The sequence below is a fragment of the Streptomyces sp. NPDC029151 genome (assembly GCF_055564315.1).
Genome location: NZ_JBVHWQ010000004.1, coordinates 592,679 through 605,674, shown reverse-complemented (window position 1 = coordinate 605,674; position 12,996 = coordinate 592,679). Strand labels below are relative to the sequence as shown.

Annotated in this window: 12 protein-coding genes; 11 read left to right on the top strand and 1 reads right to left on the bottom strand. The window is 69.6% G+C overall.

The genetic code is table 11. The annotated features are described in order from the left end of the window. Positions 1-401: 401 nt before the first annotated feature. Positions 402-1,232: a C40 family peptidase gene (locus ACZ4VF_RS19295; RefSeq protein ID WP_467927215.1), complete on the bottom strand. Its 831-nt coding sequence runs from the start codon at positions 1,230-1,232 to the stop codon at positions 402-404. Between the two features lie 745 nt (positions 1,233-1,977). Here ACZ4VF_RS19295 and ACZ4VF_RS19290 point away from each other — a divergent pair. The 11 genes from ACZ4VF_RS19290 to nuoK all read left to right on the top strand — a co-directional run bounded on the left by ACZ4VF_RS19290 (position 1,978) and on the right by nuoK (position 12,986). Continuing rightward, the gene (locus ACZ4VF_RS19290) at positions 1,978-2,337 is read left to right on the top strand and encodes an NADH-quinone oxidoreductase subunit A (protein ID WP_030379754.1); all 360 of its coding nucleotides are present in this window, start codon (positions 1,978-1,980) and stop codon (positions 2,335-2,337) included. 15 nt (positions 2,338-2,352) lie between these two features. After that, positions 2,353-2,907, top strand: a complete 555-nt coding sequence (locus ACZ4VF_RS19285; protein WP_007383964.1) for a NuoB/complex I 20 kDa subunit family protein — start codon at positions 2,353-2,355, stop codon at positions 2,905-2,907. Positions 2,908-3,083: 176 nt separating this feature from the next. Then, on the top strand, positions 3,084-3,800 hold the full coding sequence (locus ACZ4VF_RS19280) for an NADH-quinone oxidoreductase subunit C (protein ID WP_467927381.1): 717 nt from the start codon (positions 3,084-3,086) through the stop codon (positions 3,798-3,800). Continuing rightward, complete coding sequence (locus tag ACZ4VF_RS19275) at positions 3,797-5,137, top strand: NADH-quinone oxidoreductase subunit D (RefSeq protein ID WP_467927214.1); 1,341 nt, start codon at positions 3,797-3,799, stop codon at positions 5,135-5,137. Before ACZ4VF_RS19280 ends, ACZ4VF_RS19275 begins: the two co-directional genes overlap by 4 nt. Beyond that, positions 5,134-6,000: an NADH-quinone oxidoreductase subunit NuoE gene (gene nuoE, locus ACZ4VF_RS19270; RefSeq protein WP_467927212.1), complete on the top strand. Its 867-nt coding sequence runs from the start codon at positions 5,134-5,136 to the stop codon at positions 5,998-6,000. Before ACZ4VF_RS19275 ends, nuoE begins: the two co-directional genes overlap by 4 nt. Then, entirely contained in the window at positions 5,997-7,346 is a 1,350-nt protein-coding gene (nuoF, locus tag ACZ4VF_RS19265) for an NADH-quinone oxidoreductase subunit NuoF (protein WP_189298033.1), read from the top strand. Before nuoE ends, nuoF begins: the two co-directional genes overlap by 4 nt. Continuing rightward, a complete protein-coding gene (locus tag ACZ4VF_RS19260) occupies positions 7,343-9,847 on the top strand; it encodes an NADH-quinone oxidoreductase subunit G (protein WP_467927211.1) in 2,505 nt (834 codons plus the stop codon). Before nuoF ends, ACZ4VF_RS19260 begins: the two co-directional genes overlap by 4 nt. Beyond that, complete coding sequence (gene nuoH, locus ACZ4VF_RS19255) at positions 9,844-11,205, top strand: NADH-quinone oxidoreductase subunit NuoH (protein ID WP_467927209.1); 1,362 nt, start codon at positions 9,844-9,846, stop codon at positions 11,203-11,205. The genes ACZ4VF_RS19260 and nuoH overlap by 4 nt, the downstream gene beginning before the upstream one ends. After that, positions 11,198-11,848 (top strand): NADH-quinone oxidoreductase subunit NuoI, encoded by a 651-nt coding sequence (nuoI, locus tag ACZ4VF_RS19250; RefSeq protein ID WP_392817782.1) that lies wholly within the window; start codon positions 11,198-11,200, stop codon positions 11,846-11,848. Before nuoH ends, nuoI begins: the two co-directional genes overlap by 8 nt. Further along, positions 11,845-12,690, top strand: a complete 846-nt coding sequence (locus tag ACZ4VF_RS19245) for an NADH-quinone oxidoreductase subunit J (protein WP_467927208.1) — start codon at positions 11,845-11,847, stop codon at positions 12,688-12,690. Before nuoI ends, ACZ4VF_RS19245 begins: the two co-directional genes overlap by 4 nt. Next, the gene (gene nuoK / locus ACZ4VF_RS19240; RefSeq protein ID WP_023547474.1) at positions 12,687-12,986 is read left to right on the top strand and encodes an NADH-quinone oxidoreductase subunit NuoK; all 300 of its coding nucleotides are present in this window, start codon (positions 12,687-12,689) and stop codon (positions 12,984-12,986) included. The genes ACZ4VF_RS19245 and nuoK overlap by 4 nt, the downstream gene beginning before the upstream one ends. Positions 12,987-12,996: the final 10 nt, after the last annotated feature.

Below are 12,996 nucleotides of genomic sequence, written 5' to 3'. Positions count from 1 at the left end.
GCTCCGGCGAAGCGATGGGCCGCAGCGGAAGCCGACGGACGCGTCAGGGAAGCCGACGGGCGCGCGAGAGAAGCCGACGGGCGCGCCAGGGAAGCCGGGGGACGCGTCAGGGAAGCTGACAGGCGCGCGAGGGAAGCCGGGGGACGCTTCAGGGCAGTCCGGGCCGTCGGGGAGGCCGCGAGGTGCTCTAGCGAAGCGATGGGCCGCAGCGGGGCCGACGGACGCGTCAGGGAAGCCGACAGGCGCGCCGGAGAAGCCGACAGGCGCGCCAGGGAAGCCGGGGGACGCTTCAGGGCAGCCGGCGGGCCGTCGGGGAGGCCGTGAGGCGCGTCCGGGTAGGCGCAAGGGCCGCTGCCCCCGAGCGGCTGCGGCCCTGTGCGCGTGAGAGGCGCGGAGTGTGCTCAGAGCACCCGTACGGCGCCGGTGGGCGGATCGTACGACAGCGGACGCTCCACCACGCCGGTGGAGGGGTTCTGCGCGCCCACGAACATGCCGTCGCCGACGTACACCGCGACGTGGTACGCGCTGCCGGCACCGCCCCAGTAGAGGATGTCGCCCGGCTGCAGGTTGCTCAGCGAGACCTGGGTGCCGGCGGTCGACTGGTCCTGGGAGACGCGCGGCAGGCTGATGCCGACCTGCTTGAAGGCCGTCTGCACCAGGCCGGAGCAGTCGTAGGCGGACGGGCCGGTGGCGCCGGAGACGTACGCCTTGCCGACCTGGGCCTTGACGAAGCTGACGACGGCCGCGGCCGAGCCGGTGGCCGGCGACGTGCTGGTCGAGGTGGAGGTGGAGGTGGAGGTGCCGGCGTCGGTGCCCGCCGTGGTGGAGAGCGTGGTCCGCTCCGCGGTGCGCGAGGCGCGGGCGGCCTCCTTGCGGGCGGCCTCCTCGGCCCTCTTCTTGGCCTCGGCCGCCTTCTTCTTGGCGTGGGCGAGGTCCGCCTTCGCCTGCTGAGCGGCCTTGGCGGCAGCCGCGTCACGCTCGGCCTGCAGCTGGTAGTTCGCGGCGGCCTGCTCGGTCGCGTTCGCGGACTGGGCCGCCTGAGCGGCCAGGTCGGCCGTCAGGGTGGGCAGTTCAAGGGTCTGCGTCACCGGCTCGGCCGCGTTCGCCGAGCCGGACGCACCGGCGACTGCCAGGGTGCCGAGGACGCCACCGGCAACTCCGGCCCGCACGGCGAGGGTCGACGCGCTGCGGCGGGGCTTCCGGTGGCTGCGTATGTGAGCGGTGTGGGACATGGGAACAACCGGTACCAGGGGCTCCTTCATATCTTCAAGAAACGTGTCCTGCGCCACAGTTGCTCAATCGAGACCCGAAATCCTCCGCGCGTCACTCTTTATTGACGCCGTAACGGACATTGCGGACGCCCGTGATCAAGCCCTTGATCACGGTCTTTGATCATTACGTCCGAATTGCCCGCCGCCTACCACTGGTTGCGGTCGTTGGCCAAGCCCGCTTCTCAGAGGTCTCTCATCGATGTGGCGGAGGTCACGGAACGGCGGCCGTGACCACGGCGTCCCGCGCGCACGTCGGCTCGTGAACGCGTGCACGCGCCCCGCACCCCGTCCACACCCCGCTCCGGCCTCCCCCTGATGTGTGAACGGGTCCCACTATCAGGCCTGGGAGCCCAGTGCCAATTTGCATGCAACGGAAGTCTCTTGATATTGAGACGCCCCCTCCGGCCTGCGATGACATGCAAGATTGTCACTTCTGGTGATCAACTGAACGCTTCGCGTATGAAGATCACTCATCATCCGACTTCATGATCCTTCGTCAGGTGGTGGAGATCACAAAGCTTGTGCAATACCCCGTGTCGCAGATCACAGAGCGGCAGGCATAAGATGCGAGGCAGTTGGGCTTGTGACCTGCTTCACATGTTCTCGATCTTCGCCTGGGACCGGCGGGGTCCGAGGGACCGGTGGGACAGGAGTGAGCCCAGTGCAACCGCCAGCAGTCAGCGCCGACTGAGAGGAGCGAGGAGCGGTGAACGCGTATGCGCCCATCCTCGTACTGGGAGCCCTCGGGGCAGGCTTTGCGATCTTCTCCGTGGTCATGGCCACGCTGATCGGTCCGAAGCGGTACAACCGCGCCAAGCTCGAGGCCTACGAGTGCGGCATCGAGCCGACCCCCACGCCGGCCGGCGGCGGGCGCTTCCCCATCAAGTACTACCTGACGGCGATGCTCTTCATCGTCTTCGACATCGAGATCGTCTTCCTCTACCCCTGGGCCGTCACCTTCGACTCCCTGGGGATCTTCGGGCTCGTGGAGATGCTGCTCTTCGTGCTCACCGTCTTCGTCGCGTACGCGTACGTATGGCGGCGCGGCGGCCTGGAATGGGACTGAGGGGCCTTTAACGACATGGGACTCGAAGAAAAGCTGCCGAGCGGCTTCCTGCTCACCACCGTCGAGCAGGCCGCGGGCTGGGTGCGCAAGGCGTCCGTCTTCCCGGCCACCTTCGGCCTCGCCTGCTGCGCCATCGAGATGATGACCACCGGCGCCGGGCGCTATGACCTCGCCCGCTTCGGCATGGAGGTCTTCCGCGGCTCGCCGCGCCAGGCGGACCTGATGATCGTCGCCGGCCGGGTCAGCCAGAAGATGGCGCCCGTCCTGAGGCAGGTCTACGACCAGATGCCCAACCCCAAGTGGGTGATCTCCATGGGCGTCTGCGCCTCCTCCGGCGGCATGTTCAACAACTACGCGATCGTCCAGGGCGTCGACCACATCGTGCCGGTCGACATCTACCTGCCCGGCTGCCCGCCCCGCCCCGAGATGCTGATGGACGCGATCCTCAAGCTCCACCAGAAGATCCAGTCCTCCAAGCTCGGCGTGAACGCCGAGGAGGCGGCCCGCGAGGCGGAGGAGGCGGCGCTCAAGGCCCTGCCCACGATCGAGATGAAGGGGCTGCTGCGGTGAGCGACGCGAACGGCACCGGCGCGGGCGGAGTGAACGGCTCCGCGAAGGGGGCGAACGGCTCCGCGAAGGGGGCGAACGAGACCCCGGACGCGGCGAACGGGACCGCGAAGGGAGCGAACGGTGCCCCTGACGGGACGAACGGGTCCCCGGACGCGGCGAACGGGACCGCGAACGGGGTGAACCCCGAGAAGGACCTCTCCGCCTCCAACCTCCCCGGCCGGCGTGGCCAGGGCGGCGAGGAGATCCGCGTCCAGCGCGGCATGTTCGGCGCCAACAACGGCGGCGACACCTCCGGCTACGGCGGCCTGGTCCGCTCGGTCCGCCTCCCGGGACCGGCGGTCCGCCCCTACGGCGGCTGGTTCGACGAGGTCGCCGACGAACTGGAGGGCGCCCTGGAGGAACAGGGGCTCCTCCCCGAGAACGCCATCGAGAAGACGGTCGTCGACCGCGGCGAGCTGACCTTCCACATCGAACGCGAGCACCTGCTCCGCGTCGCCCGCACCCTGCGCGACGACCCGGCCCTGCGCTTCGAGCTGTGCACCGGCGTCAGCGGCGTCCACTACCCGAACGACAAGGGCCGTGAGCTGCACGCCGTCTACCACCTGCGCTCGATCACCCACAACCGGCTGATCCGCCTGGAAGTCAGCGCCCCCGACAGCGACCCCCGCGTCCCGTCGCTGGTCTCCGTCTACCCGACCAACGACTGGCACGAGCGCGAGACCTACGACTTCTTCGGAATCGTCTTCGACGGTCACCCGGCCCTGACGCGGATCATGATGCCGGACGACTGGCAGGGCCACCCGCAGCGCAAGGACTATCCGCTCGGCGGCATCCCCGTCGAGTACAAGGGCGCCCAGATCCCGGCTCCGGACCAGCGGAGGTCGTACTCGTGAGCACGCAGTCAGCATCCGCCGCGTCGGCCGCGTCCGCACGCGAGACCACAGAAGGCACCGTATACACGGTCACCGGCGGCGACTGGGACGAGGTCGTCCAGTCCGCGGCCCGCGCCGACGACGAACGCATCGTCGTCAACATGGGTCCCCAGCACCCCTCCACCCACGGAGTGCTCCGCCTGATCCTGGAGATCGAGGGCGAGACGGTCACCGAGGCCCGCTGCGGCATCGGATACCTCCACACCGGCATCGAGAAGAACCTCGAATACCGCACGTGGACGCAGGGCACCACCTTCGTCACGCGCATGGACTACCTGACGTCCTTCTTCAACGAGACCGCCTACTGCCTCGCCGTCGAGAAGCTCCTCGGCATCGAGGACCAGATCACCGAGCGCGCCAAGATCATCCGGGTGCTCCTGATGGAGCTGAACCGGATGTCCTCCCACCTGGTGTGCATCGCCACCGGCGGCATGGAGCTGGGCGCCACCACGATCATGATCTACGGATTCCGTGATCGTGAAATGATTCTCGACCTCTACGAGCTGATCACGGGCCTGCGCATGAACCACGCGTACATCCGGCCCGGCGGACTCGCCCAGGACCTGCCGCCCGGCGCGGTGGACCGGATCCGCGAGTTCGTGAAGAAGATGAAGAAGAACCTCCCGGAGTACGACAAGCTCGCCACCGGGAACCCCATCTTCAAGGCGCGCATGCAGAACATCGGCTACCTGGACCTGGCCGGCTGCATGGCCCTCGGAGCGACCGGTCCGATCCTGCGCTCCACCGGCCTGCCGCACGACCTGCGCAAGGCACAGCCGTACTGCGACTACGAGACGTACGACTTCGACGTCCCCACCGCCGACACCTGCGACGCCTACGGCCGCTTCCTCGTCCGCCTGGAGGAGATGCGCCAGTCGCTCCGGATCGTCGAGCAGTGCCTGGACCGGCTCCAGCCCGGCCCGGTCATGGTCGCCGACAAGAAGATCGCCTGGCCCGCCCAGCTCGCCCTGGGGCCGGACGGACTCGGCAACTCCCTCGACCACATCAAGAAGATCATGGGTACCTCCATGGAGGCCCTGATCCACCACTTCAAGCTGGTCACCGAGGGCTTCCGCGTCCCGCCGGGACAGGCGTACGCGGCCGTCGAATCGCCCAAGGGCGAGCTCGGGGTCCACGCCGTCTCCGACGGCGGCACCCGCCCCTACCGGGTCCACTTCCGCGACCCGTCCTTCACCAACCTGCAGGCCATGGCGGCGATGTGCGAGGGCGGCCAGGTCGCCGACGTCATCGTCGCCGTCGCGTCCATCGACCCCGTGATGGGAGGCGTCGACCGGTGACCACCTCTTCTTCCGAGCGGGGCGTCAGCCTGGGCATGCCCGAACTGCCCGCATCCGCCTACCCGGACGACGTCCGGGCCCGGCTGGAGGCGGACGCGCGCGAGGTGATCGCGCGCTACCCCGACTCCCGGTCCGCCCTGCTGCCGCTGCTCCACCTCGTGCAGTCGGAGGAGGGCCATGTCACGCGCACCGGGATGCGGTTCTGCGCGGACATGCTGGGCCTGACCACGGCCGAGGTCACCGCCGTCGCCACCTTCTACACCATGTACCGGCGCCGGCCCTCCGGCGACTACCAGGTGGGCGTGTGCACCAACACGCTGTGCGCGGTGATGGGCGGCGACGCGATCTTCGAGACCCTCCAGGAACACCTGGGCGTCGGCAACGGCGAGACCACCGACGACGGCAAGGTCACCCTGGAGCACATCGAGTGCAACGCGGCCTGCGACTACGCACCGGTCGTGATGGTCAACTGGGAGTTCTTCGACAACCAGACCCCGGCGACCGCCAAGAGCCTGGTCGACGACCTGCGCGCGGGACGGCCCGTCCAGCCCACGCGCGGGGCGCGGCTGTGCACCTTCAAGGAGACCGCGCGGATCCTGGCCGGCTTCCCCGACGAGCGGCCCGGGGCCGTCGAGGAGGGCGGCAGTGCGGGACCCGCGTCGCTGGTGGGCCTTCGCCTGGCAAGGGGAGAGACCGCACCCGCGCGCGTGGTCCATCCGCGCGGAGGTCCGCACGAGGAACGGCAGGACAAGGCGCACGAGCCGTCACCGGCCGAGCACCTCAGCTCCCACGACGCACCGCTGGACACATCGGCCTCCGATCCCTCGCACCCCGCGGGGCCTACCGCAGAGGAGGGGGAGTGATGACCGTGGCAGCGGAACTCAAGGACTCGAGCCCGGAGAAACTGCTCGCACCCGTGCTGTCGGCCTTCTGGGACGAGGACCGGTCCTGGACCCTGGACGTCTACCGGAGGCACGAGGGGTACGAGGGGCTCCGCAAGGCCCTCGCCATGTCGCCGGACGACCTGATCGCGTACGTCAAGGACTCCGGGCTGCGAGGCCGCGGCGGCGCGGGATTCCCGACCGGAATGAAGTGGCAGTTCATTCCTCAGGGTGATGGAAAACCGCACTATCTAGTTGTCAACGCCGACGAATCGGAACCGGGCACCTGCAAGGACATCCCGCTCCTCTTCGCGAACCCGCACAGCCTCATCGAGGGCATCGTGATCGCGTGCTATGCCATCAGGTCGTCGCATGCCTTCATCTATCTGCGTGGTGAAGTCGTCCCCGTTCTGCGGCGGCTGCACGAGGCCGTGCGCGAGGCCTACGCGGCGGGCTACCTCGGCGAGAACATCCTGGGCAGCGGACTCGACCTCCAGCTCACCGTGCACGCGGGCGCCGGCGCGTACATCTGCGGTGAGGAGACCGCACTGCTCGACTCGCTCGAAGGCCGCCGTGGTCAACCGCGGCTCCGTCCCCCCTTCCCTGCGGTGGAAGGCCTCTACGCCTGTCCGACTGTTGTGAACAACGTCGAGTCGATCGCGTCGGTTCCCGCCATCCTGAAAAACGGCAAAGACTGGTTCAGGTCGATGGGGAGCGAGAAGTCCCCGGGCTTCACGCTCTACTCGCTCAGCGGCCACGTCGCGAGCCCCGGCCAGTACGAGGCCCCGCTCGGCATCACCCTGCGCCAGCTCCTCGACATGAGCGGCGGCATGCGGCCGGGCCACCGCCTGAAGTTCTGGACCCCGGGCGGCTCCTCGACGCCGATGTTCACCGACGAGCACCTCGACGTCCCGCTCGACTACGAGGGCGTCGGAGCCGCCGGCTCCATGCTCGGCACCAAGGCCCTGCAGTGCTTCGACGAGACGACCTGCGTGGTGCGGGCCGTGACCCGCTGGACCGAGTTCTACGCCCACGAGTCCTGCGGCAAGTGCACGCCCTGCCGCGAAGGGACGTACTGGCTGGTGCAGTTGCTGCGGGACATCGAGGCCGGCAAGGGCGTCATGTCCGACCTCGACAAACTGAACGACATCGCCGACAACATCAACGGCAAGTCCTTCTGCGCCCTCGGTGACGGCGCCGCATCCCCGATCTTCTCCTCGCTGAAGTACTTCCGCGAGGAGTACGAGCAGCACATCACGGGCCGGGGCTGCCCCTTCGACCCGGCCAAGTCGACGGCCTGGGCGGACCGCCCGGAGGTGAACGCATGACCGTGACCACCAGCGCCCCCACGGGAGGGGGCCAGGCGGCGGTCCCACCGGAGGACCTCGTCACGCTGACGATCGACGGCATCGAGATCAGCGTGCCCAAGGGCACCCTGGTGATCCGGGCCGCCGAGCAGCTCGGCATCGAGATCCCGCGGTTCTGCGACCACCCCCTCCTGGACCCGGCCGGCGCCTGCCGCCAGTGCATCGTCGAGGTCGAGGGCCAGCGCAAGCCGATGGCGTCCTGCACCATCACCTGCACCGACGGGATGGTGGTGAAGACCCACCTCACCTCCCCGGTCGCCGAGAAGGCCCAGCACGGTGTGATGGAGCTGCTGCTCATCAACCACCCGCTGGACTGCCCGGTCTGCGACAAGGGCGGCGAGTGCCCGCTGCAGAACCAGGCGATGTCGCACGGCAACGCCGAGTCCCGCTTCGACGGCAGGAAGCGGACCTACGAGAAGCCCGTACCGATCTCCACCCAGGTGCTGCTCGACCGCGAGCGGTGCGTGCTGTGCGCCCGCTGCACCCGCTTCTCCAACCAGATCGCCGGCGACCCCATGATCGAGCTGGTCGAGCGGGGCGCCCTCCAGCAGGTCGGCACCGGTGAGGGCGACCCGTTCGAGTCGTACTTCTCCGGCAACACCATCCAGATCTGCCCGGTCGGCGCGCTCACCTCGGCCGCCTACCGGTTCCGCTCCCGCCCCTTCGACCTCGTCTCCTCGCCGTCGGTGTGCGAGCACTGCTCCGGCGGCTGCGCCACCCGCACCGACCACCGGCGCGGCAAGGTCATGCGGCGGCTCGCCGCCCACGACCCCGAGGTCAACGAGGAGTGGATCTGCGACAAGGGACGTTTCGCGTTCCGGTACGCGCAGGTCAAGGACCGTCTCGGCACGCCGCTGGTGCGCAACGCCGACGGCGTCCTGGAGCCCGCGTCCTGGCCGGAGGCGCTGGAAGCCGCCGCGCGGGGCCTGACCGCGGCCCGCTCCCGGGCCGGCGTCCTCATCGGCGGCCGGCTGACCGTCGAGGACGCCTACGCGTACAGCAAGTTCGCGCGCGTGGCACTCGACACCAACGACATCGACTTCCGCGCGCGCGTGCACAGCGGCGAGGAGGCCGACTTCCTGGCCGCGCGGATCGCCGGCCGCGGCCGCGACCTCGACGGTACGGGCGTCACGTACACCTCCTTGGAGAAGGCGCCCGCCGTGCTGCTGGCCGGCTTCGAGTCGGAGGAGGAGGCGCCGGGCGTCTTCCTGCGGCTGCGCAAGGCGTGGCGCAAGCGCGGGCAGCAGGTGTTCGCGCTGGCCACGCACGTCACCCGGGGCCTGGAGAAGGCGGGCGGCACGCTGCTGCCGGCCGCGCCGGGCACCGAGACCGAGTGGCTGGACGCGCTCGCGAGCGGCATCGGCCTGGAGGAGCCCGGCACCCGTGCCGCGGAGGCCCTCCGCGCGGAGGGCGCCGTCATCGTCGTGGGGGAGCGGCTGGCCGGTGTGGCGGGTGCTCTCACCGCCGCGCTGCGCGCCGCGACCGCAACCGGCGCCGAACTGGTGTGGATCCCGCGCCGGGCCGGTGAGCGCGGCGCGGTCGAGGTGGGAGCGCTGCCCTCGCTGCTGCCGGGCGGCCGTCCCGCGACCGACCCGCGCGCGCGGGAGGAGGTCGCCGCCGCCTGGGGCCTGGCCGAACTCCCTCTGCGCTACGGCCGCGACACCCATCAGATCATCGAGGCCGCCGCGTCCGGCGAACTGTCCGCGCTGGTGGTCGCCGGTGTGGAGGTCGCCGACCTGCCCGACCCGGCACGCGCGCGTGAGGCGCTCGACGAGGTCGGCTTCCTGGTGTCGCTGGAGCTGCGGCCCAGCGAGGTCACCGAGCGAGCCGACGTCGTCCTGCCGGTCGCCGCGGTCGCCGAGAAGGCGGGCACCTTCCTCAACTGGGAAGGCCGGGTCCGGTCCTTCGAGGCCGCGCTCAAGCCCGACCAGATGACCCGCCGGCTCGCGCCGGCCGACGCGCGCGTGCTGCACATGCTCGCCGACGCGATGGACGTCCACGTGGGCCTGCCGGATCTGCGTACCACGCGCGCGGAGATCGACCGGCTCGGCTCCTGGGACGGCCCCCGCGCCTGCGAGCCCGTGGAGTCCGCGGGCCCGCTGCCCCGCCCGGCCGCCGGCGAGGCGGTGCTCGCCGGGCACCGTCTGCTCCTCGACCAGGGCGTCCTCCAGGAGGGCGACGAGGCGCTCGCCGGCACCCGGCACGCCGCACGCGCGCGCGTGTCCGCCGCGACCGCCGCCGAGGCAGGCGTCGAGGACGGCGGCACCCTGGCCGTCACCGGCCCGGCCGGCACGGTCGAACTCCCCCTGCAGATCACCGAGATGCCCGACCGGGTGGTCTGGCTCCCGCTGAACTCCGTCGGCACCGGCGTCGCCTCCGACACCAGGGCACGGCCCGGCTCCCTCGTCCGCATCGGTCCGGCGGCTGTCGCCGGCGAGGCCCCCAAGGAGGTGGAGGCATGAGCCCGTACCTCGCCGCTGAAGACCTCTCGATGTTCGGCCGCGACCCCTGGTGGCTGGTCGTCGTCAAGGCGGTGTTCTGCTTCGCCTTCCTGATGGTGACCGTGCTGTTCTCCATCGTCTGGGAACGCAAGGTCGTCGCCTGGATGCAGCTGCGCATCGGCCCCAACCGGCACGGCCCCTGGGGCATGCTCCAGTCGCTCGCCGACGGCGTGAAACTGATGCTCAAGGAAGACATCATCGTCAAGCGCGCGGACAAGGCGGTCTACGTCCTCGCGCCGATCGTGGCGGCCATCCCGGCCTTCATGGCGATCGCGGTGATCCCCTTCGGACCGGCCGGCAACGAGATCTCGATCTTCGGCCACCGCACCACGATGCAGCTCACCGACCTGCCGATCGCGATGCTGTACATCCTCGCGGTCGCCTCGGTCGGCATCTACGGCATCGTGCTCGCGGGCTGGAGCTCCGGATCCACCTACCCGCTCCTCGGCGGCCTGCGCTCCTGCGCGCAGATGATCTCGTACGAGATCGCCATGGGCGCCGCGTTCGCCTCCGTGTTCCTGTACTCGGGCTCGATGTCGACGTCCACGATCGTGGAGCAGCAGCACGACCGCTGGTACATCCTGCTGCTGCCGGTCTCCTTCATCCTCTACATCGTCACGATGGTCGGCGAGACCAACCGCGCCCCCTTCGACATGCCGGAGTCCGAGGGCGACCTGGTCGGCGGCTTCAACACCGAGTACTCCTCGATCAAGTTCGCGATGTTCATGCTCGCCGAGTACGTGAACATGGTGACGGTCTCGGCCGTCTCGACCACGCTCTTCCTCGGCGGCTGGCGTGCCCCCTGGCCGGTCAGCGGCTTCTGGGAGGGCGCGAACCACGGCTGGTGGCCGCTGCTCTGGTTCGTCGTCAAGGTCCAGCTGCTGCTGTTCTTCTTCATCTGGCTGCGCGGCACGCTCCCGCGCGTCCGCTACGACCAGCTGATGAAGCTCGGCTGGAAGGTCCTCATCCCGGTCTCCGTGACCTGGCTGATGCTGGTCGCGACCGTCCGCGCCCTGCGCAACGAGAACTACGACTTCGCCGACATCGCCCTCTACGTCGGCGGCGGCGTCCTCGCGCTGCTGCTGATCTCCTTCGTCGCCGACATGTTCCGCGAGAAGGCGAAGCCGGTCGAGCAGCCCGCCGAGCAGCCGGCCTTCGACCCCATGGCGGGCGGGTTCCCCGTGCCGCCGCTGCCCGGACAGGAGCTGCCGTCGGTGCCCCGGCGCAGGTCACGCCGGGAGCGGGAGCTGATTGTCAGTGGCGGGCCGGACACTGTCAGTGACGGATCTTCGGATGGAAAGGAGGCGTCCGATGGCTGAGGAGCCTCAGGAGACCGGGCGGACCGAGCCCGGCTTCCAGAACCCGGTGGCTGGCTTCGGCGTGACCTTCAAGGCCATGTTCAAGAAGCGGCTGACCGAGCAGTACCCGGAGCAGAAGAAGACCACGGCTCCGCGGTTCCACGGACGGCACCAGCTCAACCGCCATCCGGACGGCCTGGAGAAATGCGTCGGCTGCGAGCTGTGCGCCTGGGCCTGCCCCGCCGACGCCATCTACGTGGAAGGCGCCGACAACACCGACGAGGAGCGCTACTCGCCGGGCGAGCGGTACGGCCGCGTCTACCAGATCAACTACGCCCGCTGCATCCTGTGCGGGCTGTGCATCGAGGCGTGCCCCACGCGCGCGCTCACGATGACGAACGAGTTCGAGCTGGCCGACTCCAGCCGCGCCAACCTCATCTACACCAAGGAGCAGCTGCTCGCCGGCCTCGAAGAGGGCATGGTCGACACGCCGCACGCGATCTTCCCGGGGACGGACGAGCAGGACTACTACCGCGGCCTGGTGACGCAGGCCGCGCCCGGCACCGTCCGTCAGGCCGCCGTCTCCAAGGGCGAGGTCCCGCAGGAGGCCGCGTCCACCTTCGGCGAGGACGAGCCGGCCTCGGAGAAGGTGATCGGCCGATGAGCGCGCAGCACCTCGCCGCCTACACCACCTCCACCGGTGAGGCGTTCCAGTTCTGGGTCCTCGGCACCATCGCGGTGATCGGCGCCCTGTGCACCGTCTTCATGAGGAAGGCCGTGCACAGCGCGCTCAGCCTCGCCGGCACCATGATCGTCCTGGCGGTGTTCTACCTCGCCAACGGCGCCTACTTCCTGGGGATCGTGCAGATCGTCGTCTACACCGGCGCGATCATGATGCTGTTCCTGTTCGTGGTGATGCTCGTCGGTGTCACGGCGGCGGACTCCCTGAAGGAGACCATCAAGGGCCAGCGCTGGCTGGCCCTCGTGTGTGGCGTCGGCTTCGGCGTCCTGCTGTTCGCCGGCATCGGCAACGCCTCCCTGAAGGAGTTCGACGGCGCCGGCCAGGCGAACACGAACGGCAACGTGGAGGGCCTCGCGTCCTTCATCTTCACCAAGTACGTCTTCGCCTTCGAGATCACCGGCGCCCTGCTGATCACGGCCGCGGTCGGCGCGATGGTGCTCACCCACCGGGAGCGCACCGAGCGCGCCAGGACCCAGCGCGAGCTGTCCGAGCAGCGCATCCGCGAGGGCGCCCACATCCCGCCGCTGCCCGCCCCCGGTGTCTACGCCCGGCACAACGCCGTGGACATCGCGGGCCTGCTGCCCGACGGCACCCCGTCCGAGCTGACCGTCAGCAAGACGCTGCGCGAACGCGGCCAGATCCGTGACGTGTCCACGGAGGCGCTCAACGACCTGCGGGCGCTGGAGCAGCGCGCGGAGGAACGCCTGGAGCGCCGGCCGATCGAGCCGGAGACGTTCAAGCGGCCCGAGGAGGCGTCGAAGTGAACCCGGTCAACTATCTCTACCTCGCCGCCCTGTTGTTCACGATCGGCGCGACGGGCGTACTGATCCGGCGCAACGCCATCGTGGTCTTCATGTGCATCGAGCTGATGCTGAACGCCTGCAACCTCGCGTTCGTCACCTTCTCCCGGATGCACGGCAACCTCGACGGCCAGATCATCGCCTTCTTCACGATGGTCGTCGCCGCCGCGGAGGTCGTGGTGGGCCTCGCGATCATCGTGTCGCTGTTCCGTACCCGCCACTCGGCCTCGGTCGACGACGCCAGCCTGATGAAGCTGTAAGGGGTCGGAA